The 20,338-nt window shown below is 67.2% G+C and carries 22 protein-coding genes; 10 read left to right on the forward strand and 12 right to left on the reverse strand.

Going from position 1 to position 20,338, the window contains the following annotated elements; translation table 11 throughout:
- Positions 1-181: 181 nt before the first annotated feature.
- From J2805_RS01640 to J2805_RS01655, 4 genes are all read right to left on the reverse strand, one after another.
- Entirely contained in the window at positions 182-946 is a 765-nt protein-coding gene (locus J2805_RS01640) for a maleylpyruvate isomerase family mycothiol-dependent enzyme (RefSeq protein WP_309968140.1), read from the reverse strand.
- Positions 946-1,782 (reverse strand): fumarylacetoacetate hydrolase family protein, encoded by an 837-nt coding sequence (locus J2805_RS01645; protein ID WP_309968143.1) that lies wholly within the window; start codon positions 1,780-1,782, stop codon positions 946-948. The genes J2805_RS01640 and J2805_RS01645 overlap by 1 nt, the downstream gene beginning before the upstream one ends.
- Positions 1,782-2,912, reverse strand: a complete 1,131-nt coding sequence (locus tag J2805_RS01650) for a cupin domain-containing protein (protein WP_309968146.1) — start codon at positions 2,910-2,912, stop codon at positions 1,782-1,784. Before J2805_RS01650 ends, J2805_RS01645 begins: the two co-directional genes overlap by 1 nt.
- 130 nt (positions 2,913-3,042) lie before the next feature.
- The gene (locus J2805_RS01655) at positions 3,043-3,864 is read right to left on the reverse strand and encodes an IclR family transcriptional regulator (protein ID WP_309968150.1); all 822 of its coding nucleotides are present in this window, start codon (positions 3,862-3,864) and stop codon (positions 3,043-3,045) included.
- A 48-nt stretch (positions 3,865-3,912) separates the two neighbouring features.
- On the opposite strand from J2805_RS01655, the gene J2805_RS01660 reads away from it, so the two are divergent.
- Together J2805_RS01660 and J2805_RS01665 are read left to right on the forward strand one after the other, a co-directional pair.
- Entirely contained in the window at positions 3,913-5,232 is a 1,320-nt protein-coding gene (locus J2805_RS01660) for an MFS transporter (RefSeq protein WP_309968153.1), read from the forward strand.
- Positions 5,225-6,496 carry an FAD-dependent oxidoreductase gene (locus J2805_RS01665; RefSeq protein ID WP_309968155.1) on the forward strand — a complete coding sequence of 424 codons (1,272 nt, stop codon included), beginning with the start codon at positions 5,225-5,227 and terminating at the stop codon, positions 6,494-6,496. Before J2805_RS01660 ends, J2805_RS01665 begins: the two co-directional genes overlap by 8 nt.
- On the opposite strand, the gene J2805_RS01670 is transcribed toward J2805_RS01665, so the two are convergent.
- Positions 6,493-6,870: a MarR family winged helix-turn-helix transcriptional regulator gene (locus J2805_RS01670; RefSeq protein WP_309968158.1), complete on the reverse strand. Its 378-nt coding sequence runs from the start codon at positions 6,868-6,870 to the stop codon at positions 6,493-6,495. The genes J2805_RS01665 and J2805_RS01670 overlap by 4 nt on opposite strands.
- 84 nt (positions 6,871-6,954) lie before the next feature.
- Here J2805_RS01670 and J2805_RS01675 point away from each other — a divergent pair, with 84 nt between their 5' ends.
- Together J2805_RS01675 and J2805_RS01680 are read left to right on the forward strand one after the other, a co-directional pair.
- Positions 6,955-8,439: an MFS transporter gene (locus tag J2805_RS01675; protein ID WP_309968161.1), complete on the forward strand. Its 1,485-nt coding sequence runs from the start codon at positions 6,955-6,957 to the stop codon at positions 8,437-8,439.
- A gap of 155 nt (positions 8,440-8,594) precedes the next feature.
- Positions 8,595-8,771, forward strand: coding sequence for a hypothetical protein (locus tag J2805_RS01680; protein WP_309968164.1), 177 nt, complete (start codon positions 8,595-8,597; stop codon positions 8,769-8,771).
- Between the two features lie 41 nt (positions 8,772-8,812).
- On the opposite strand, the gene J2805_RS01685 is transcribed toward J2805_RS01680, so the two are convergent.
- From J2805_RS01685 to J2805_RS01700, 4 genes are all read right to left on the reverse strand, one after another.
- Positions 8,813-9,160, reverse strand: coding sequence for a DUF202 domain-containing protein (locus J2805_RS01685; protein WP_309968167.1), 348 nt, complete (start codon positions 9,158-9,160; stop codon positions 8,813-8,815).
- 2 nt (positions 9,161-9,162) lie between these two features.
- Entirely contained in the window at positions 9,163-9,564 is a 402-nt protein-coding gene (locus J2805_RS01690) for a YidH family protein (RefSeq protein ID WP_309968169.1), read from the reverse strand.
- 92 nt (positions 9,565-9,656) lie between these two features.
- Complete coding sequence (locus J2805_RS01695; RefSeq protein WP_309968172.1) at positions 9,657-10,058, reverse strand: hypothetical protein; 402 nt, start codon at positions 10,056-10,058, stop codon at positions 9,657-9,659.
- A 284-nt stretch (positions 10,059-10,342) separates the two neighbouring features.
- Positions 10,343-10,675 carry a YegP family protein gene (locus J2805_RS01700; RefSeq protein WP_309968176.1) on the reverse strand — a complete coding sequence of 111 codons (333 nt, stop codon included), beginning with the start codon at positions 10,673-10,675 and terminating at the stop codon, positions 10,343-10,345.
- Positions 10,676-10,992: 317 nt separating this feature from the next.
- Between J2805_RS01700 and J2805_RS01705 the strand changes: the two genes are divergently transcribed.
- Genes J2805_RS01705 through J2805_RS01715 form a run of 3 tightly spaced genes read left to right on the forward strand, consistent with a single transcriptional unit; the run spans position 10,993 to position 13,361 of the window.
- Positions 10,993-12,096, forward strand: a complete 1,104-nt coding sequence (locus tag J2805_RS01705; RefSeq protein ID WP_309969076.1) for an FAD-dependent oxidoreductase — start codon at positions 10,993-10,995, stop codon at positions 12,094-12,096.
- Positions 12,097-12,153: 57 nt separating this feature from the next.
- Entirely contained in the window at positions 12,154-12,711 is a 558-nt protein-coding gene (locus J2805_RS01710; RefSeq protein WP_309968180.1) for a hypothetical protein, read from the forward strand.
- Positions 12,708-13,361: a DedA family protein gene (locus J2805_RS01715; protein ID WP_309968183.1), complete on the forward strand. Its 654-nt coding sequence runs from the start codon at positions 12,708-12,710 to the stop codon at positions 13,359-13,361. The genes J2805_RS01710 and J2805_RS01715 overlap by 4 nt, the downstream gene beginning before the upstream one ends.
- A 7-nt stretch (positions 13,362-13,368) precedes the next feature.
- Here the strand turns inward: J2805_RS01715 and J2805_RS01720 are convergent, their stop codons facing one another.
- A complete protein-coding gene (locus J2805_RS01720) occupies positions 13,369-14,346 on the reverse strand; it encodes a LacI family DNA-binding transcriptional regulator (protein ID WP_309969080.1) in 978 nt (325 codons plus the stop codon).
- A 255-nt stretch (positions 14,347-14,601) separates the two neighbouring features.
- On the opposite strand from J2805_RS01720, the gene uriH reads away from it, so the two are divergent.
- The 3 genes from uriH to J2805_RS01735 are packed head-to-tail and all read left to right on the forward strand — an operon-like array spanning position 14,602 to position 18,071.
- Positions 14,602-15,639: a uridine-preferring nucleoside hydrolase UriH gene (uriH, locus tag J2805_RS01725; RefSeq protein ID WP_396134175.1), complete on the forward strand. Its 1,038-nt coding sequence runs from the start codon at positions 14,602-14,604 to the stop codon at positions 15,637-15,639.
- Positions 15,640-17,067 (forward strand): uridine transporter UriT, encoded by a 1,428-nt coding sequence (gene uriT / locus J2805_RS01730; protein WP_309968189.1) that lies wholly within the window; start codon positions 15,640-15,642, stop codon positions 17,065-17,067. It begins immediately after the preceding gene.
- Positions 17,064-18,071 (forward strand): ribokinase, encoded by a 1,008-nt coding sequence (locus J2805_RS01735; RefSeq protein WP_309968193.1) that lies wholly within the window; start codon positions 17,064-17,066, stop codon positions 18,069-18,071. The genes uriT and J2805_RS01735 overlap by 4 nt, the downstream gene beginning before the upstream one ends.
- 88 nt (positions 18,072-18,159) lie before the next feature.
- On the opposite strand, the gene J2805_RS01740 is transcribed toward J2805_RS01735, so the two are convergent.
- Together J2805_RS01740 and J2805_RS01745 are read right to left on the reverse strand one after the other, a co-directional pair.
- Positions 18,160-19,575, reverse strand: a complete 1,416-nt coding sequence (locus J2805_RS01740; protein WP_309968195.1) for an MFS transporter — start codon at positions 19,573-19,575, stop codon at positions 18,160-18,162.
- Between the two features lie 51 nt (positions 19,576-19,626).
- Entirely contained in the window at positions 19,627-20,316 is a 690-nt protein-coding gene (locus tag J2805_RS01745) for a GntR family transcriptional regulator (RefSeq protein ID WP_309968198.1), read from the reverse strand.
- Positions 20,317-20,338 lie beyond the last annotated feature (22 nt).

Genomic DNA, 20,338 nt, shown 5'->3' on the forward strand with positions numbered 1-20,338 from the left:
CTACAGCGGCGCTCTTTGCCGCCGTGCACCCGGCGCCAAAGGGTCCCCACCAAAGATGTGGGACTGTTAAGAATTTACGAAGTTTGGCCGCTGCTGTCCAGAGCCCGGGCTGCCGGCGTCGTTCGAGGCTGGAAAAGCCCCCTCGGCGAGGGGCTTTTCCACTGCGCTGCCGGAATAACGCTCAAATCCACTTCGGGGCGGCCGGAACCTCGTTTGTGGCTGCGCCGCCGTGGGCGGCGACGCCTGTTGCCGTCACGCCGTGGGCGCCGCGGCCTGCGGCCCACTCGACGACGGCGGCCAGGGGGCCGGAAACCACCACGGGGGAGGCCGACGTCGTGTCCCCGAAGGTGAGGTCGGTGCCCGTCACCTTGATGAGGAGGCCCGCATCGGTGCCGCGGGCCTTCCAGGCGCCGGTGATGTCCTCGAGGAGCCGCTCCAGCACAGGCGCGGGGATGTCGTTGAAGGTGGCGCCGTTGGCGAGGTCGACGGCGTGCATCCAGACTTCGCGGGTGCGCATCCACACGGTTTCCGTGGCGGGGACTTCCCGGCCCTGGATGGTCCGCACTTTGTGGTGCCAGCCGTCCTCGGGCAGGTCGCGCCATTCGACGTTCAGGTGCACGGCGGAGTGGTCGAAGAGGTGCCGCAGCGCGATCGGGGACAGTGTGGCGCCGAAGTTGATTTCATGGTCCCGCACTGATGTGGAGGCGTACATGGGTGTCTCCACTCCGGTTGCCGCCCACTCAACCAGCCGCGCGATGGCCCGTGCGTTATAGCCGATGTGGGCCGTGATGTGGCGGCGGGTCCAGCCCGGCAGCAGTGACTCGCCGTCGAGCTGGGCGTCGGAGAGTTCGTTGAGCTTGCGGGCGAAGAACGCCGTCCCCCGGCGCGCCTGCAGCAGTGCCTGCAGGAGCTCCGGGTCAGTCGTCCGGTCGGTGCGGGCAACCATCAGGCTTCCTTGACCACGCGGTTCTTCAGCTGACCCAGGCCCTCGATGGTGGTGACCAGGAGCTGGCCTTCCTGAAGGTAGCGCTTGGGGTCCTGGGCGTGGCCCACACCTCCCGGGGTGCCGGTGGCGATCACATCGCCGGGGTTCAGGGTGATGATGGTGGAGATGTAGGAGACCAGGAATTCCGGGGTGAAGACGAGGTCGCCGGTGGGGGTGCTCTGCTGGATCTCGCCGTCCACCTCGGAGGTCATCAGGGGGCCGGCGCTGAATTCGTCCGTGGTGACCAGGGCGGGCCCGAACGGGGTGGAGTTCTCCCAGGTCTTGCCCTGCAGCCACTGGATGGTGCGGAACTGGTAGTCGCGCATGGACACGTCGTTCAGCACGGAGTACCCGGCGATGTGGTCCTTGGCGTCGGCTTCGCTGATCCGGCGGCCCTTTTTGCCGATCACGACGGCGAGTTCGGCTTCCCAGTCCACGGTGTCCGATTCCTGCGGCAGGGCCAGGTCGTCGTTCGGGCCGGTCAGGGATTCCTGGTACTTGGCGAACAGGGTGGGGTATTCCGGGATTTCCCGGCCCATTTCCTTGATGTGGTTGCGGTAGTTGTGGCCCACGCAGATGATCTTGCCCGGGGAGGGCACGACGGCGGCGAGGTCCGCGCCCTCGAGCGGATGGGTTGCGCCGTCGGCGGCCTTCGCGGTCGCTTCCCAGCCGGGGGTGCGCAGGAGTTCGCCGACGTCGGCGAAGCCGGTGATCTCGGTGAGCCTGTCACCGTCCTGGCGGACGGCCCTGGTGACTGTTGTTCCCTCATTCGAGAGGCGGAGTGTCAGGAGTTTCATTACTTGTTGCGTCCTTCGGTGTAGGTGCGGTTGAAGTTCAGCCGCTCGAAAATGGGGGCGTCACTGAAGCGGAACAGGTCAAACTGGCTTGCTGCCTGCAGCGACCATTCCTGCCAGGACGGGACGACGAACAGGTCGCCCTTGGCCAGCGTCTTCGTTTCGCCGTTCAGGACGGCGGTGCCGGTGCCTTCGAAGACCTGCCACACACTGGAACCAACCTCGCGGACGGCTTCGGTGGGGGCTCCGGCGCGCAGGCGGTGGAATTCTGCCCGGATGGTGGGCATTACGTCCCCGCCGGTGGTCGGGTTCGAGTACCGGACGGCCGCGTGGCCCTGGGAGACGGTGGCCGGGTGGCCCTCGTCCTCGAGCAAAAGCTGCTCGGTCAGCGCCCGGTCGGTGTGTTCCCAGCGGTACGCGGCGATCGGGGAGCTGGTGGTGTCATCCAGCCCCGAGAGCGGGCGCAGGCCAGGGTGGGCCCAGAGCCGTTCGGAGCGGGAGATGTCCGGGGTGGCCTCGTCTGTGACGCGCTCGGTGCCGAACTCGAAGAACCCGGCATCGGCGTAGTGCACGAACGGAATGTCCAGCCCGTCGATCCAGGCCATCGGCTCATCGCTGTCGTTGTGGTGGCCGTGGAAGTTCCAGCCCGGGGTCAGCAGGAAGTCCCCGCGGGACATCCGTACCGGGTCCCCGTTCACCACGGTCCAGACCCCCTCGCCCTCGACCACGAAGCGGAACGCGTTCTGCGAGTGGCGGTGCTCCGGCGCGGTTTCACGGGCGCCCAGGTACTGGATCGCTGCCCACAGCGTCGGTGTGGCATACGGGGTACCAGCCAGGCCGGGGTTGGCGAGGGCTATGGCCCGCCGCTCGCCACCCCGGCCCACCGGAACCAGGTCGCCGGCACGCGCTGCCAGCGGATACAGGTCGCTCCATCGCCAGACATGCGGGACGGCCTTCGGTGTGGGCACCATCGGCATCAGGTCGCCGATCTCGGTCCAGAGCGGGATCAGGTTCTCTTTGTTGAAGTCCTTGTACAGCTGCTCCAGCTGGGCAGCCTCTTCCGGAGTCGGTTCCGGCAAGGCGTGGCTGGCGGCCACAGATTCATGAGTCGTGTTCTCGGCGCTGATGGACACGTAGGCCTCCTCGATAGGTTCGAACAGTTTTGGCGTAGTTCGACCCTACGGATGCGCGGGTGTGAGCCCCAGCATATTCTGCTGGTCAGAATTATCCCCGACGACGGTCCGGGCCCTGCCGGTGGGTGGCTTAGTCCGGCTCGGCCGGGTTGGCCGCGATGTCGATCTCCAGCTGCCGGCAGGTCTCGCGCAGGGCGGCGACCAGACCGTCGTCGAACACCCGCCGGAACCGGGTGGCGGGCGTGGCGACGCTGAGCGCCCCGACTACCGTGCCGTGCCGGTTGTGCAGCGCGATGCCCAGGGCGCTCACGCCCTCTTCGGTGCCCTCGAAGTTGGCTGCGAAGCCGTTGTTCCTGATGGCCTCGAGTTCGCGGCTGAAGGCGGCGTACTCGGTGTCCGGAATGGTGTCGCCGCCGATTTCTGCGTTGTGGCTGCGGAACAGTTGCTCGATCATCGGAGGTTCCAGCTCGGCGAGCATGGCTTTTCCGCCGGAGGTTTTGTTCGCCGGCATGACCGTTCCCTGCCGGTCGCCGACGCGCAGTACGCTGCCGCCCTCCACCGTGGCAAGGAAGCGGACCTTGGTGCCCACCCGGACCATGAGGTTGACGGTTTCGTTGAGCTGCGCGGAGAGGAGCTCCATGTGTGGTTGTGCCAGGTCGCGCAGCAGCCTGGTCCAGCTGAGCCCGGCCGGCCCGACCCCCATTGCGGGACCGGGTACGTAGCGGCGGTTTTCATCCTGCACTGCGAAGCCCCGGTAGACCAGCATGGCGAGGAGGCGGTGGGCCGTGGAGGGGGCGACGCCCAACTCCGCTGCAGCGTCCTTAAGCCGAAGCGCCCCGCCGTCACGAAGCAGTTGAAGGAGCTGCAGGGCGTTGTCCACTGCCTCGATGGAATACGTTGGCCGCTTCTGCACGGGTTTTGGGCGTGAGGTCGACGCCGGCTTCTTCTGCACAACAGAATTGTATGGTGCTTCGCCTGGCGTTCACCTGAAAGTGGTGGGATGAATCACACACTTCCCGCTGCAGTGCTGCGGCGGTCATCACCCGGGGCCGTCGCCGCCGACACTCCCGGCACCGCGCCGCGGTTCTCCAAAGGCTCGGCCTTGGCCGTCCTGGTCTGCTGGCTGTTGGTGGTCTTCGACGGCTACGACCTCATCGTTTACGGCACGGTGCAGTCTTCCCTGATTTCGGAGGCCGGCTGGGGCCTGACAAAGGCGACCGCCGGAACCATCGGTTCCATGGCTTTCCTTGGCATGATGATCGGTGCCGTCTTCGCGGGCCGGATGGCCGACTCGTGGGGCAGGCGCCGCACCATCCTGGGCTGCGCCGTCATCTTCTCGATTTTCACCATCCTGTGCGCCTTCGCTCCCAACGCCGCCGTCTTCGGCGCGTTGCGGCTTCTCGCCGGCATCGGTCTCGGCGGCCTGGTGCCGTCGGCGAACGCCCTCGTTGCCGAGCTGGTGCCCGCCAAATGGCGTTCCACCGTTGCCACCCTGATGATGTCCGGCGTCCCGATCGGCGGATCCCTCGCTGCTCTCGTGGGCATTCAGATGATCCCCGCCTTCGGTTGGGAGTCAATGTTCCTGGTGGCAGTGCTCGCCCTGGTGATCGTGGTGCCGCTCGGACTCAAGTGCCTTCCGGAAACGCTGGCCCCGGTGGGCGGCCCGGACAAAGCCGCCACGGTCAAGGAACCGTCCGGCTTCAGTTCCCTGCTCCGTGCCCCGTACCTGGGGGTCAGCGTGCTGTTCGCCGTGGCGACGATTGCCACCCTTTTCGCCTGGTACGGGTTGGGCACCTGGCTGCCCAACCTGATGCAGCTGGCCGGCTACAACCTGGGCTCCGCCCTGACCTTTGCCCTGGCCCTCAACCTCGGGGCTGTGGCCGGTTCGGTCATCACGGCCTGGGCAGGCACCCGCTTCGGACCGATCCCGACGGCGATCGCGGCCGCCGCTGTCGCCGCAGGAGCGCTGGTGGTCCTCGTGATCGGGCCGCCTGTCGGCGTCGTGTACTTCATGCTGGTCCTCGCCGGGGTCGGTACGCATGGCACGCAGTGCCTCATCATCGCCGCCGTCGCCAGCCACTATCCGGACCATCTGCGGGGGACTGCGCTGGGCTGGGCGCTCGGCACTGGCCGGATTGGCGCCGTTGTCGCACCGCAGGTGGGCGGCCTCCTGCTGGCCGCCGGACTGGGCGTCAATTCCAATTTCCTGGCCTTCGCCGGAGCAGCTGCCATCGCGGCGGTGCTGCTGGCCGCCGTCGGCCTCAAACTCAAGTCAAAACTCTCTATTTCACCTTCACCAACAGGAGCAAGCAATGTCTGAGCACGCCCCGTCTGCCGATGTACCGTCCACCGATGTCCTCGTCATCGGAGGGGGTATGGCCGGACTGGCCGGTGCCCTCGCGCTGCGTGAAAACGGCGCCAACGTCACGCTCGTGGAGCGGGCCCCCGAATTCGGCGAGGTGGGCGCGGGGCTGCAGATGGCCCCCAACGCCTCCCGCGTCCTCAGGCGCTGGGGCCTGCTGGAAAAAGCACTGGAGATCGGCGTCCAGCCCAAGCACCTCGTTTTCCGTGACGCCGTGACCGGCGAGGAGCTTACCCGCCAGACGCTCGGCGGGGAATTTGCCGAACGCTACGGCGCGCCGTACGTCGTGATCCACCGCAGCGACCTGCACCGGGTCCTGCTCGAGGGCTGTGAAGCCGCGGGCGTCAAGCTGGTCAACGACGTTATGGTCGAGAGCGTGGAAACCGTCAACGGCCGGGGCGTTGCCCACACCGCGGCAGGCGTGGACTTCGATGCCGACGTCGTGATCGGTGCCGATGGGCTCAAGTCCACCCTGCGTCCGCTCGTGGCCAGCGACGAGCCGGTGCCGTCCGCCTACGTGGCCTACCGCGGCACTGTACCCATCACCGAAAACACGCCCAAGGCCGACCTCGAGGACGTCATCGTCTACCTCGGTCCGAACTGCCACCTGGTGCAGTACCCGCTGCGCAAGGGCGAGCTGCTGAACACGGTGGCCGTCTTCAAGTCCGCCTCCTTTGAGCGCGGCGAGGAGCAGTACGGGGGAGTGGACGAGCTTGAGGCTGCCTACAAGGACTGTGTCCCGGCCGTCCGGGATGCGCTGAAGAACCTGGGCACCAGCATGCGCTGGCCCATGTACGACCGCGATCCCATCGAAAACTGGGTCGCCGGCCGGATGGTGCTGATGGGCGACGCTGCCCACCCGATGCTCCAGTACCTTGCCCAGGGCGCCTGCCAGGCTCTCGAAGACGCGGCAGTGCTGCAGGACGCCAGCAACGGCACGGTATTCACCCCGGATGGCGTCAATCCGGCAGGCTGGGACGACGCCATCCGGGAATTCAACAACCTCCGCGTCGGCCGCACTGCCCGGGTCCAGCGCACGGCCCGCATCTGGGGCGAATCCTGGCACGTCTCGGGACTGGCCCGGACGCTGCGCAACCTGCTCTTCAAGAGCCGGAAGGACAACGACTTCCAGTACAACGACTGGCTGTACGGCCAGGACGGCGACGGCGTTCCGGCAGCTCGCGCCGCCCAGCCCAGGCTGGCGGACCGGATTTCTGCCTAGGCCAGGTTTTCCTTGAGCAGGGCGCGGTGTTCGACGGCGGCCTCGCCGTGCAGGGCGCGGCCGGCGTCGGTGAGCTCCAGGAACAGTGAGCGCCGGTCATCTTCGCAGGAATGACGGGCGATGAGGCCGGCTTTCTCAAGCCTGTCCACCACCTTGGACATGGCGCTCTGGGTCATGGGGGTGCGTTCACCGAGCTGCTTCATCCGGCAGGCCGCGTCCGTGCTATCGGCCACCAAATCCAGAATCTCGAACTCGGTCAGGCCAATGCTGAACCTCGCTTCCAGGGCGCGATCTATTGCGCCGGCTGTGCGGAAATAGGTGTTCTGGATGCTGCGCCATTGCTCAACCAGCTGTTGGTCCTGCGGTGTTGCCATGCTGCGATTCTAGTTGATGACGAATTAAAAGTCCATGTCATAATATTCCTTGTCATTCAATGACGCGTCATATAAGTTGTTGCCATGACTTCAACTTCCACCCTTGAAAGATCGGCCGGAGAACGGCTTGCCCCTGTGCGCTGGACCCGTGCTCAATGGATGCTCCTCCTGGTCCTGTGCACCGTTCTGGCACTCGACGCACTGGACGTATCAATGGTCGGCGTGGCGCTGCCCTCGATCGGAACCGAACTCAACCTCGGAACCGAATCCCTCCAATGGATCGTCTCCGCCTACGTGCTCGGCTACGGAAGCCTGCTCCTGCTGGGCGGGCGGATGGCGGACCTGCTTGGCCGGCGGCGCATCTTCCTTATTGCGCTCAGCGTCTTCGCGGCGGCATCCCTCCTCGGCGGTCTGGTGGATGACCCCGCCCTCCTCATCGCCACCCGATTCATCAAGGGGCTGGCCGCCGCATTTACGGCTCCGGCCGGCTTCTCGATCATCACCACCAACTTTGCGGAAGGCCGCGAACGCAATCGCGCCGTGTCCATCTTCACGACGTTCGGTGCAAGCGGTTTCTCCCTCGGCCTGGTGGTCGGAGGGCTCATGACTGCCCTGAGCTGGCGCTGGACCTTCCTGGTCTCGGTGCCTGTGGCGGTCGCCGTCGTGATTCTTGGCCTCAAGTACATCCCCCGGGACTCCGTCGGCAAGACAACAGGCGAAGCTGAAGACAGCGGTCACGATGTCTGGGGCGCCGTGACCCTCGCTGCCGGCATGCTGGGGCTCGTGTACACGCTGGTTTCGGCACCCGCGAACGGCTGGGGATCTGTGGCAACCATCGCCGGATTCGTGGCCTCCGCAGCCGTGCTGGCAGCATTCGCCGTGATCGAAAACCGCGTCAAACACCCCCTGATCCGGTTCGGCATCCTCAAGGAAGGCTGGGTGGCCCGGGCCAACCTCAGTGCCGTAGGGCTGTTCGGCTCGTATCTGAGCTTCCAGTTCATCCTGACGCTCTACCTGCAGTCCGTGCTGGGATGGAGCCCCCTCGGCATGGCCCTGGCGCTGCTTCCGACCGGCCTGCTGGTGGCCTCGAGCGCACCCTTCGCGGACCGGCTCATCGACAGGTTTGGCGCTCCGAGGCTGATCCTCACGGGATTGGCGTCCTTGACGCTCGGCTACGTGCTGTTCCTGCGCGTGGGCACCTCGCCCAATTACGTGACGGACATCCTGCCGTCGGTCCTGTTGCTGGGCGTTGGTTTCGCCCTGGCCTTCCCGTCCATCAACGTCCAGGCCACTGCAGGGATTCGGAATGCTGAGCAGGGGCTCGCCGCCGGACTGATCCAGACCAGCACGCAAGTGGGTGCCGCCCTGGTGCTGGCCGTCACCACAGCCTTGGTCAGCGGCCACGGCACTGCGCCCGGCCACGGTGCCGCCGCGGATGCGGCAGCGATGCTGGAACAGTACCGCCCGGGCCTGATCCTGAGCGCAGCGGTGGCCGTGACCGCCCTCCTCATTGCAGCGGCGCCGTCACGTCAGCGAAAGCGGCGGACTGCCCCGCAACCGGCGGCGTGAGCCGAACGGCCCCCGTCCTGCCCCCGGAACAGGGTCACCAGGGCAGGGGCCAGAGGCCCTACTGGAGAGCTCGCCTAAGGCGTAATAGCCCCAAAGCGGTCTGGGGCAGGGTGTCGAACCGCACCGGTGTCGGTGCCCTGCCGTAAGCTCTCCCAGTGGCAGATTCAAGCACCGAAGGCAGTGCGAACACGGTGGTGATCCCCGTCCTGGAGGGTCAGACCTGCATCGGCGACCTGCTTCCGGGCTTCAGGGACGTACTGGCAATGACCCCGCCGCAGTGGGGCTCGCCCGACGCCGACGGATCAGCGGACGGCCAGCAGCGTCTTTTCTGATCGCACTGACCACGCCCATCGCACTGCTCGCGCCCGCGCCGTCACGGCTGCAGCGGCAGGAACAGCACGGTGTAGATTCCCAACGCGGCGAGGATGACCACGCTGGCGGCGACGGCCGCCGTCGACCTGATATTCGGCGGCATGGTTTCCTGGGCTATCCCGCGCACGGCCCGGCGGAACCGGCGTTTTTGGGTGAGGTTGATGGCCAGGGCAGCGATGACGGCGCCTCCGACGAGCGTCCCGACGAACCAGCCGTGATGCGGCAGCCAGCGCAGGAAGACTGCTGCTGAGACGACCAAAGCCATGGTGGTGCGGCTCCAGGCAAGGTCCGTGCGTTCAGGCTGGAGTCCGGAATCGCCGTGCCGGTCGGCATCGGGCCGGGCAGCCACGCTCAGGCCGGCCGGGCGATGACGAACACCACCATGATGGCCGCCACGAGGGCACCGCCGATGGCCAGTACCGGGGCGATGAGGGGGAGCGGCAGCGGCGTCTTTGACCGCATGGCACGTTCCACGTTCAGCCACCGGAAGAAGGAACCGCCGCCGATGACCAGAGCCAGGACCAGCAGCAGCACCGCAATGGTCTTGCGCAGTTCGGGCCCCAGGAGGTCTGCCATAAACGCCTCGACGGCGACACCGCCGGCAAGCAGCGCCAGCGACGTCCGGATCCAGGCAAGGAACGTGCGCTCGTTCGCCAGGGTGAAGCGCGGATCAGGCTCGGTGCCGCCGCGCAGGATCCGGGACGTCAGGCGGTGCCTCGCGTCCGGCTCGCCGCTGTTCGGATGTTCTGTCAAGGTGGCCCTTCCGTGCACGGCGGTCTGCCGCTGACCCCTCCTGCCTACCACGTTTCCCGCCTCCGGTCAGGTGCGCCCAGGTGGTGCAGCCGTCAGGAGGCCACGGCCGACGGTCCCCGGGTTTCCTGCGTCTGTTGGGTAGCGTTGTACGGCGTGGGCACCCGACGGAAAGTTTTGGGCATTCTGGCGCTGTGGTCCGCCGTCGTCATCAGTGTGCTGACGATCGCGGCGACGGCAGCGGCGGAGCCGTGCCCGGCCGGCCAGGTTCCGGTGGGCGGAGGCGGGGTCTGCGTCCCCCTGACACCTTTGATTCCCCGCCCGACGACGCCGCCACCGTCGCCTACAGTGTCGCCGACGGCGGCCCCTTCGCCAACGGAAACGCCGACGGCGGCCCCCGCACCAGGCGGAGCTGTTTCGGGCCCGCCCGGCCCAGGCACTACGACGGTGGAGGTGGTGCCAACGGCACCCGGACTCCAGACACCGGAAGTAAGCACAGAACATCCGGGCGACGCTGCAGTCACGCCGTCGTCGTCCGCTTCTCCTGCAGAGCCGGCATCACAACTCCCCGCAATACCAGCCGACGCCTCCTCCGGGCGCCCGGCGCAGGGGATGGCGGCAGGCCAACAAACGCCGCCGGCGTCGACGACAGGCTTCGCGGGATACCTGCTGGCGTTCGCCGGGATCATGCTCCTGGCGTCATCGGGCGTCGGAATGCTGCGGCAGCGGCCCGGAATCCCTTAGGCGGGATTTCTTAAAGGAGCCACTCGGGCTGCACTTCCTAGGCTGCGCCTGACCAGTGCGGCATGGCCACGGCGCGGCGTGCCGTGGCGTGCTTGCGGAAGCCGTCAACCGGCACGCGTCGCGGTTCGCAGGCCGCGGGGACCGGGGCCGGTGTTGCAGCAGCCGGCGCCGGAACAGGGGCAGACCCGGCGGGGCAGAGATCACTGATCAGCCCCATGCCTGCGCATTCGCGCACTGCCTCGATGCCGGCCACCGCCGCCGCTTTGTCGCTGAAAGCACCTGACACTGCAAGTTCTGCTCCGTCCGGGGCGGTGAGCCGGAAACGGTACTGGGCCTCTGCGTCAACGAAAACTTCAAACTTGCCGGCCATTACTAATCCTTCCGGTCTGCGGAGCCTGTCCGCCGGCGGCTTCGCCGCAAACAGGCCGGACGCATCTCTGCGAACGTCATCCGCTGGTCTGGTCGAACGATCAGAATTGATCGGTTCATCGAGTGCTTTAAGTCTGTCGCGGGTCCCTGTGGCCTCACAAGACCGATCAAGTTAAGCCCACGTAAAATGCGTGCAACGGGATGCTGTACCGGCGGGCAACCGGGCCCCCGGACCCCGGCCACTGTTGAAATTGGCAGAATAGGTACCGGCAACAGGCCTCAAGAGGAGGCTTCGGGACTGAGTTGGGTGGAGCTGTGGTGGAAGTTGACGTCGTCGTAGTCGGCGGAGGGGCGATGGGATCCGCTGCCGCATGGCAGCTTTCCCGGCGCGGCCGGTCTGTTGTCCTGCTGGAGCAGTTCGAGCAGGGGCACCACATCGGCGCATCCCACGGTGCTACCCGCAATTTCAACATGGCGTACGCGGAGGCAGACTACCTCGACCTGGTCACCGAGGCCAAGGACCTCTGGGACGAACTCGCAGGTGAATCGGGCAGGCAGTTCCTGGACCTCGTGGGCCTGGTGAACCATGGCAACGCAGGCCAGCTGAAGGCCGTCCGCTCCGCGCACGCCGAACGGGGCATCGAAAGCCATTTCATGACGGCGTCCGAGGCGGCGAACCGCTGGCAGGGGATGAACTTCCGGGGCGACGTCCTGGTGGTGCCTGGCTCGGGGCGGGTCCGCGCCGCCGAAGCCCTGGCGGCGCTGCGCGAGGCCGCAGAGGCACACGGCGCACGCTTTGAGTATTCGACGCCGGTCCGCGACATCCGCGTTGCCGGTGACCACCGTGCGGTCGTCGTGACGGACTCCGCCGAGATTACCGCGCGCCGCGTTGTAGTCACCGCGGGTGCGTGGACCAGCAAGCTGCTTGGGAACCTGGTCCGGCTTCCCAGGCTCGTGGTGACGCAGGAGCAACCCGCGCACTTCACGCCGCTGGATGACTCGCTGGCCTGGCCAAGCTTCAATCACAACCCCGACCCGGACGATCCCCGGGATGACTACTGGTACAGCCCGGTCTACGGAATGCTCACTCCGGGCGAGGGGATCAAGGCCGGCTGGCACGGCGTGGGGCCGGTGACCGACCCCGACGCCCGCAGTTTCACGCCCGAACCTGTCCAGCTGGATGCCTTGGTGCGGTACGTCCGCGAGTGGCTCCCGGGCGTTGATCCCGCGTCGGCTGTGCCGATCAGCTGCACGTACACCAGCACCGCCAACGAGGATTTCGTGCTGGACCGTTTTGGTCCCATCGTGGTCGGCGCCGGCTTTTCCGGGCACGGTTTCAAGTTCACTCCGGCCGTGGGCCGGGTGCTCGCGGACCTTGCCGACGGCGGCGCCGCACCAGCGCGCTTCACCGCCCGCCGGTAGGGCCTGGCTGCCGGTCAGCAGGCCGGCGGCCCGCTCCACAGGGTAGCGTTGGATGACATGTGCAACGGTCGACTGGTTCTCTGCGTCCTCGCGGTGCTGTCCCTCGTCGCCGCCGGTGTCCTGTCTTTGGCGGGGCCGGCAAGCGCCGCACCGTGTCCGGACAAGCAGGTTCCGGCCGCCGCAGGCGGGTTCTGCGTGAAAGGCGGCCCGCCTTCTCCGGCGCCCACATCGTCGGCGCCTTCCCCTGCTGATCCTGACAACCCCGGGTCCGGGCAGGGGGGCGCCCGTCCCGCTGAAACCCAGCCCGCAGCCACCGGTTCCGACGTGGAAAGTGTGCCGTCCCGGGAAGCCGTGTCCGGCCTGGGATCTTCGCCGACCCCCATAGCGTCTCCGCGATCGCCCTCGGCCGCGGCCTTTGCGGCCCCTCCGGCGGCGGCGCCCACCCCGTCCCGGTCAACGCGAATGCTGACGGCGGCCCTGCCCGATTCCGGCAGGGCCGAGGCAGGGTCCATTCCCGTGGCCGGATACCTGGTTGCCATCGGCGGCGGGATGCTGGTGCTCTCCTCGGCTTTCGGTTTCATGAGGTTCCGTCCTGCCGCCCGGGCCCGGTCATGATGACCGGAAGCGCCGCAGATGACCTCACCGGGATTACCGGCTTCGCTGCGCGCGGCATCGACGCCATGGGCGAGTGGGGCGTGGGCCTCTTCACCCTTGCCGAAACAGTCGTTCCGCCCATCCCCAGCGAGGTCATCCTCCCGCTGGCGGGGTTCCTCACCAGGCAGGGGACCATGAGCCTGGTCCTCGTGTTTGTCACGAGCACACTTGGCGCCTACGCCGGTGCGTTGCTTCTCTACTGGCTGGGCGCCAGGCTGGGCCTGGAGCGGGCGATCAGCGGGTTGTCCAGGCTTCCCCTGGTGGACCGGGAGGACTTCGAAAAGGCAGCCGACTGGTTCCAACGCCACGGCAGGTCGGCGGTATTTTTCGGCAGGTTCTTCCCGGGCGTGCGCAGCCTGATTTCCGTCCCCGCCGGTGCCGGGAAGATGAATCTGGCCACCTTCAGCATTTTCACGATAGCCGGGAGCGGGCTGTGGAACGCCCTGCTGATCGGCCTCGGCGTGCTGTTGGGCGCGCAGTACCACCTCATCGACCAGTACTCCAAGTACCTCAACTACGCCGTGTATGCCGGCGTCGCAGCCACCGTTGCCTGGCTCCTGGTCAGGGCCTACAGGCGCAAGCGGGAGCGCGTGGGCCAGGACCAGCGCTAGCGGCGGTTCAGGCGGTGGAGCCGCGCACAACCAGTGAACTCTCCAGCGTCAGCTGGGGCTGGTCCAAGGGGCGGCCCTCCATGAGGGAACGCAGCTGCTGCCCCGCCTTAAGTCCCAGGGGCGTGGCCGGCAGGTGCACGCTGGTCAGGCCGGGATTGCTGGTTGCGGAGTACGGAAGGTCGTCGAAGCCTGCCACCGCCAGTTCGTCCGGGATGCGGACCCCGGCGACGCGGGCTTCCTGCAGCACGCCGTAGGCGTGCGTGTCGGTGCCGCAGACGACGGCGGTGACACCGTGACGCTGCCACTGCGGCCAGGCGAGGGCGAAGGCCGCGGCAGCAGCCCCGACGTCGATGGTGGTGCTGAGCATGCATTCGGGCGGCACTGAAATCCCGCGCGCCGCGGCCTCCTCCAGGAACGCCCGGCGCCGCACATCGAAGGTGGCCGTGCCGGTCACGCTGTCCACGTAGGCCACGCACTTGTGCCCGGCTTCGGCCAGGTGTGCGGCCAGCTCGCGGGCGCCGTACGCCACGTCAAGATTCACCGACGGGGCATAGCCCTCCAGCCCCGGGGCGTCGAGCAGCACCAGCGGCCCGGCGGCGGACAGCTCTTCCAGGAATTCGGCGTTGGGGGCATCCACCAGCAGGCCCGCCGGCCGGAGCGCCATCAGCCTCCGGACGTCGTCGGCCTGGGGAAACTCGCCTGCGTCGGTGACCGAGAGCAGCAGCTGATAATCGGAACCAAGGGATTCCCGTACGCCGGCGATCACCTTGGCGAAGAACGGATTGGAGATGTCCGGCGCCACCAGGATGACGATCGAGCTCACGCCCTTGGCCAGGGAGCTGCCAATGCCGTCCACCACGTATCCCAGCTCGGCGATGGCATCCCGCACCCGCGAAATGTTGTCCTCGGACACCCGGCCCCGTGTCTTGCCGTTGGCCACCAGGGAAACGGTGGCCGTGGACACCCCGGCGCGCGCGGCAACCATCGCCGCCGTGACGCGCGGTGTTGCGGCCCGGGTAGGTAAGGCCCGCAGGCCGGTGCCGGCCTGGTCCTCTGTGCGGTGCGCGGATTCCATACCCTCGATCGTAGTAGGCGGAGCCCGCCCTTGTGCTGTTCGCTGCCCCGCATGGCATCAAGCGCTTAACGCATCGAACGTTAAGCGCTTGACGTAAACGGTGCCGGGATGCCATGATCACCCTGATTGCTTTAGTTCCCCGCCTCCCGGCGGGCCCCCAACGACGTGGAGATAGACGTGGACCCCAACCCCGTGAACCCTGCCCGCAAGAAGATCATCCTGGACTGCGACCCCGGGCATGACGACGCCGTGGCACTGCTGCTTGCGCACGGCAACCCCGACATCGAACTGCTTGCCGTGACCACCGTGGTGGGCAACCAGACACTCGAAAAAGTCACCCGCAACGCCCTGTCCGTCGGCACGATCGCCGGCATCACGGGCGTCCCGTTCGCCGCCGGCTGCGACCGCCCCCTGGTGCGCACCATCGAAACCGCACCGGACATCCACGGCGAAACCGGCATGGACGGGCCCGCCCAGCCCGAGTCGGCCATCAGGCTGGACCCGCGCCACGCCGTCGACCTCATCATTGACACGGTCATGGCGCACGAACCCGGCACCGTGACCCTGGTCCCCACCGCAGGCCTCACCAACATTGCGATGGCCGCCCGCAAGGAGCCGCGCATCGTCGAACGCGTCAAGGAAGTCGTCCTCATGGGCGGTGGCTACCACGTGGGCAACTGGAGCGCCGTGGCTGAGTTCAACATCATCATCGACCCCGAAGCCGCGCACATCGTGTTCAACGAGAAGTGGCCCGTGGTGATGGTGGGCCTGGACCTCACGCACCAGGCGCTGGCCACTCCCGAGGTGGTAGGGAAGATCGCCGCTGTGGGAACCAAGCCCGCCAAGTTCGTGATGGAACTGATGGAGTTCTTCACCAAGACCTACAAGGACGCCCAGGGCTTCGACTACCCGCCGGTTCACGACCCCTGCGCCGTGGCCTACGTCATTGACCCCAGCATCGTCACCACCCGCAAGGTGCCCGTGGACATCGAACTCCAAGGCAGGCTGACGCTCGGCATGACCGTGGCCGACTTCCGTGCCCCGGCGCCGGCGGACTGCCACACCAGCGTTGCTGTCGACCTGGACCACGAAAGGTTCTGGGACCTCGTCACGGACGCACTCATCCGCATCGGCGAACCGGGCGAACCGTCCGACGGCGAACGTCCCGAAGGCGCGGCCCTCACCGCCGGAGGGGTCAAGTAAATGACTGCCACCATCACAGCCGCCAAGACCACCCGCAGCAACGTGACCGCCCTGATGGTCGCCCTGCTTGCCGCCTGCGTGGCGTTCCAGCTCAACGCCTCGATGCTCAGCCCTGCCCTGGTGACCATGGGCAATGAACTCAACACCGACCAGGCCGTCATCGGCCTGTCCCAGACCTGGTTCTTCACTGCAGCCGCGCTGTTCTCCCTCTTCCTGCCCCGCCTGAGCGACATCATCGGCCGGAAGAAGATCCTGATCGGCATGATGCTGCTCATGGCCGTCGGCTCGGTCATCGCCGCCCTGGCCCCGGACGTTACCTGGCTCTTTGTCGGGCGCATCATCCAGGGCGTCAGCGGGCCCACCGTGCCGCTGTGCCTGATCATGCTGCGCTCCGCCGTCAGCAACCCGCGCAAGTACGGCACGCTCATGGGCCTCATCACGGCGGTCAACGGCGGCGTTGCCGGCGTGGACTCCTTTGTGGGGGGCTACTTCGCCGAACACTTCGGCTTCCGCAGCATCTTCTGGCTGATGGTGGTTCTGGCACTTGTGGCTACGGCCTTGGTTGCGTTCCTGGCTGGCGAAAGCAAGCCTGCGGCCGGCACCAGCATGGACTGGCTCGGCGTGTTCTTCATCGTGGTGGCCGTCGGCGCACTGCTCACGGCCCTCAACGAGGGCTCCAAGCTTGTCGGCGGCTTCTCGCCGGGCACCCTGATGCTGGCCGTCGGGCTGGTGGCGGTGTCCGCCGTCGCGTTCTTCGCGTTCTGGACAGTGGAGAAGCGGTCCAAGCAGCCCATGGTCGAAACAGTCCATCTGCGCCAGCGCGCCACCTGGGCTCCCTTGCTGACCACCACGCTGACCATGACCGGCATCTTCGCCGTCATCAACGGGATCGTGCCCGCCTACGTGCAGGCTGCCTCGCCCGGGTTCGGCGTCGGCCCCACCGAGATGTCGCTGATCATCCTGACACCGTACGCGCTGCTCGGCTGGGTGGTGGGTCCGCTCAGCGGCAGGCTCGCGCCGGTGCTGGGCTACACCAAAGTGCTGCGCATCGGGCTGCTGGGCAGCATCGCCGCCCTTGCCCTGATTGCGTTCTTCGGCCTGAGCAGCCTGCCTATGATGATTGCCGGAACAGCGTTGCTGGGCATCATGTACGCCGGTACCGTCAACATCATGCTGAATGGACTCGGAGTTGTGCTCTCTCCCGCCGGAAACCCGGGCTTCCTGCCCGGCATGAACGCCGGTGCTTTCAACCTGGGCGCCGGGCTGAGCTTCCTGGTGCTGCCCGCCGTGCTTGTGGCGACGTCGGCGCTCGGCGATACCCAGGCGTCGTACCTGACCGTCGTGGTTACCGGCCTGGTCATCACCGTTGCGGCCTTCGGCGCCTCGCTGCTGATCCCCAAGCCGGTTGAGGCCGAGGTGGCCGAGTGAGCGCGGGGACAGCCGGCACGCACGGCCGGGTCGTCGTCGTCGGGTCCCTTAACGCCGACCTGACCATCTACTGCGAACGCCTCCCGCTGCCGGGCGAGACGGTCCACGGCACCGGGTTCGCCGTCAACCCCGGCGGCAAGAGCGCCAACCAGGCCGTGGCCGCCAGCCTATTGGGCGGGGCAGTCAGCCTCATCGGCGCCGTGGGGGACGACCCCAACGGCGAGATGCTCCAGGCCTCCACCGCGGGAGCCGGCGTGGACATCTCGCACGTTCGAACCTCCCAGTCCGCCGCCACGGGAGTGGCAGTAATCGCCGTGGACGCGCGCGGCGAGAACAACATCATCATCTCCGCCGGGGCCAACGGCACCCTCACCCCTGCCGACGTCGCGGCGGCCGCGGACGCGTTCGACGGCGCCTCCGTGGTGTGCCTCTGCCTTGAGGTCAGCGTCGAAACCGTGGAAGCCGCCGCCCGGAAGGGGCGCGACGCCGGCGCAACAGTGCTGCTGAACCTCTCGCCGTACGGCGAAATCCCGCAAAGCCTGGCGGACCTGACCGACGTGCTGCTGGTCAACGCCCATGAGGCGTCGCTGTTCCTGGGCAGCCGCAACATGGGCAGCCGTTTAGTGGCCGAAGCTGACATGCCTGGTCCGGACGCGGATGACGCCGCCTGGGACACGGTCCGCCGGCGTTTCGCCGACCGCGGACTGCAGCGGGTTCTGGTCACGCTCGGCGCCAACGGTTCGGTGGTCCTCGATTCCGAGGCCGCCGGGGCAGGGCAGGTCACCCGGATCGCGCCGGTCCGGGTTAATGCTGTGGACACCACGGGCGCCGGTGACGCCTTCACCGGTGCCGTGGCCGCCCGCCTGGCCGCCGGTGAACCGCTGGCCGAAGCTGCAGCCTTTGCCTCCGTGGCTGCGGCGCTTGCCGCCACCCGCAAGGGCACGCAGGCCGCCTACGCCGGAGTCACGGACGTGGAACGGATGCGGGGCCGCGGTCATATTTAGCACGGAGGTCTTCCTGTAACCCAGGCGGCCAGGAACGGGGCTGCCGCCGAAGCAGGAAGGCACAGTCCCGGTCACGGCACGTTGATCCTCAGCGGGAGGGTGAGGCGTCGGCGTCGCCGTCCGTTGACGGAGCCTCCGCCGCTGCCCGCGCGTACGACGCCGACACCCGGCGGTAGACCGGGGTCAGGAAGGCCAGCAAGGCGGCCGCGATCATGATAATCCCGGCGACCAGGAAGACGAGGGCGATGCCGCGGGACGTGCCCTCTCCCAGCAGGGGTTCCAGTTGGGCGGCGCCCTCCGCGGACCGCGCGTACGGGATGATCCAGACCTGGGCGATCGGCGCGATGAGGAATGCGGTGATCGGTGCGGCCGCTGACTCGAACGCCATGGCGAATCCGAACACCCGGCCCTGCCGATGCAGAGGCACCACCTGCTGGATGACGGTCTGCTCTGCAGCCTCCACGAAAGGAATCAGGACCAGGTACAGCCAGATGCCGGCGATGTACAGCCATGCCCACTCGCGCAGGGTGAACACCGCGCCAAGGGCCCCCATCACTACCACCGCGATGAGCATGGTGCGCAGCGGATTGGCCCCGAGGCCGAACTTACCGATCAACGCGCCGCCCACGAGGAACCCGGTGGAACCGACCGCGAAGAAGGTTCCCCACAGCTCAACGGGGAACATCTCCAGGCCATAGGGATCCATGAGCGCCATATAGACGCCGCCGATGAAGTTGTTGAACGTCGAAAACAGGATCAGCGCGAACAGTCCGGAGATGGCCAGCACGGCGGCAATGGAGCCGCGCAGGTCGAATGCGCCGTGGGCGTCCGTGGCGGCCACCCGCACTTCTTCCGGCATGCGGAGCGTGAGCAGGTGCGCGAAGGCCAGCACCGTAAGGACGATGGCGACGACCACCGTCCAGCCCATGCCCAGCAGCCCGACCGACAGTCCGGAGAGCACCGAAGTGACGATGAACGCCAGCCCCTGCACCATGCCCACCATCCCGTTGGCATTGGCCCGCCGGTCCGGCTCGATGAGGATGGTGACGATGGTGGAGAGCGCGACGTTGCGCATGTTCTCCACCACCGCGCCCACCAGGATGATCACTGCAAAGATCCAGAACCACGGCAGCGTCAGGTCCAGCAAGCTGGTGGCGGGCGTCAGCAGGAACATAACTCCGGCCAGCACGAACATCACCAGCGTGAACGCGGCAGCGAAGCGCATCACCGCCAGCTTGCGGTACCGGTCCACGAACGTGCCGAAGCTGATGCTCGAAAGGGCGATCAACAGCATGTACGCGCCGCCGATCACCCCGGTGGCGATGACATTGCGCGTCTCCAGGTACACCCAGAACGTCAAGGCAAACCAGAGGTAGCTGGTGGTGATGTTGGCCAGCGCGGTGTTCACCAGAATCCCGGCAAAGGTGCGGGACCGCTGTGTCGGACTGCGCAAGGACGTGTCGATAGCGTCGGGATCGGCCAGGCGCGGCTCCTGCTCCGTCATGCGCCCCAGTCTACTGAGAACTGACCGATGCGGACACGGCCGCTGCCCGTCCTACTCGCCGTGGACTTCGGCCTGCTTCTCCTCGGACCGGTCCAGGTAGGCCAGCAGCAGCTCGGCGGCGTGGTCCAGTTCGCCGGCTTCCAAGGCCATGCAGATCTCCTCGTTGTCCTTGAGGTACCCGCTGTAGAAGTGCCCATCCATCGTTGCCTTGTGGAAGAACAGCCGCATCTCCGCCAGCACCTGGGCCATGATCGTGTTCAACCGGCGGCTTCCCGCCAAGGCAACGATCGCCTTGTGGAAGTGCTGGTTCGCCGTGCCCAGCCCTTCATCGTCGTTCTCGGCGGCCGCGAGCTTGCCTTCCTCCACGGCCGCGCGCACGGCTGCCACGGCCTCCGGGCTGCCTCCGCCGTGGATGGCGCTGACTTCGATGGCCCGGCGGACTGTGTAAACGTCATGGATATCGCCGGCTTCCAGGCTTGCCACAAAGACCCCGCGGTTTGGGTGCCGGACCACGAGCCGCTCGCTGGCAAGCTCGGCGAAGGCCTCGCGCACGGTATTGCGCGAGACGCCAAGGTCCTCCGCGATGGTGGATTCGGTCAGGCGTGCGCCCGGAAGCAGAACCCCTTCAGCCAGTTGTGACCTGAGTTCATCAGCCACCCTGTCGGCGACGGAGGGCACGGCGACGCGCAGCCTTGCCGCCGCGGGGGAGATGCCTCGGGTTGCTGCTTCTGAAAGGGCCATACTCCAGAATTTACACGATCGT

It is taken from the genome of Arthrobacter oryzae, from assembly GCF_031454875.1.
GTDB lineage: Bacteria > Actinomycetota > Actinomycetes > Actinomycetales > Micrococcaceae > Arthrobacter > Arthrobacter oryzae_D.

Excerpts from the sequence above, each read along its gene's own strand:
- uriT (WP_309968189.1), top strand. The coding sequence starts at position 15,640 with ATGACTGCCACCATCACAGCCGCCAAGACCACCCGCAGCAACGTGACC.
- J2805_RS01745 (WP_309968198.1), bottom strand. The coding sequence starts at position 20,316 with ATGGCCCTTTCAGAAGCAGCAACCCGAGGCATCTCCCCCGCGGCGGCA.
- J2805_RS01720 (WP_309969080.1), bottom strand. The coding sequence starts at position 14,346 with ATGGTTGCCGCGCGCGCCGGGGTGTCCACGGCCACCGTTTCCCTGGTG.
- J2805_RS01700 (WP_309968176.1), bottom strand. The coding sequence starts at position 10,675 with ATGGCCGGCAAGTTTGAAGTTTTCGTTGACGCAGAGGCCCAGTACCGT.
- J2805_RS01710 (WP_309968180.1), top strand. The coding sequence starts at position 12,154 with ATGTGCAACGGTCGACTGGTTCTCTGCGTCCTCGCGGTGCTGTCCCTC.
- J2805_RS01665 (WP_309968155.1), top strand. The coding sequence starts at position 5,225 with ATGTCTGAGCACGCCCCGTCTGCCGATGTACCGTCCACCGATGTCCTC.
- J2805_RS01660 (WP_309968153.1), top strand. The coding sequence starts at position 3,913 with ATGAATCACACACTTCCCGCTGCAGTGCTGCGGCGGTCATCACCCGGG.
- J2805_RS01640 (WP_309968140.1), bottom strand. The coding sequence starts at position 946 with ATGGTTGCCCGCACCGACCGGACGACTGACCCGGAGCTCCTGCAGGCA.
- J2805_RS01645 (WP_309968143.1), bottom strand. The coding sequence starts at position 1,782 with ATGAAACTCCTGACACTCCGCCTCTCGAATGAGGGAACAACAGTCACC.
- J2805_RS01740 (WP_309968195.1), bottom strand. The coding sequence starts at position 19,575 with ATGACGGAGCAGGAGCCGCGCCTGGCCGATCCCGACGCTATCGACACG.
- J2805_RS01675 (WP_309968161.1), top strand. The coding sequence starts at position 6,955 with ATGACTTCAACTTCCACCCTTGAAAGATCGGCCGGAGAACGGCTTGCC.
- J2805_RS01670 (WP_309968158.1), bottom strand. The coding sequence starts at position 6,870 with ATGGCAACACCGCAGGACCAACAGCTGGTTGAGCAATGGCGCAGCATC.
- J2805_RS01715 (WP_309968183.1), top strand. The coding sequence starts at position 12,708 with ATGATGACCGGAAGCGCCGCAGATGACCTCACCGGGATTACCGGCTTC.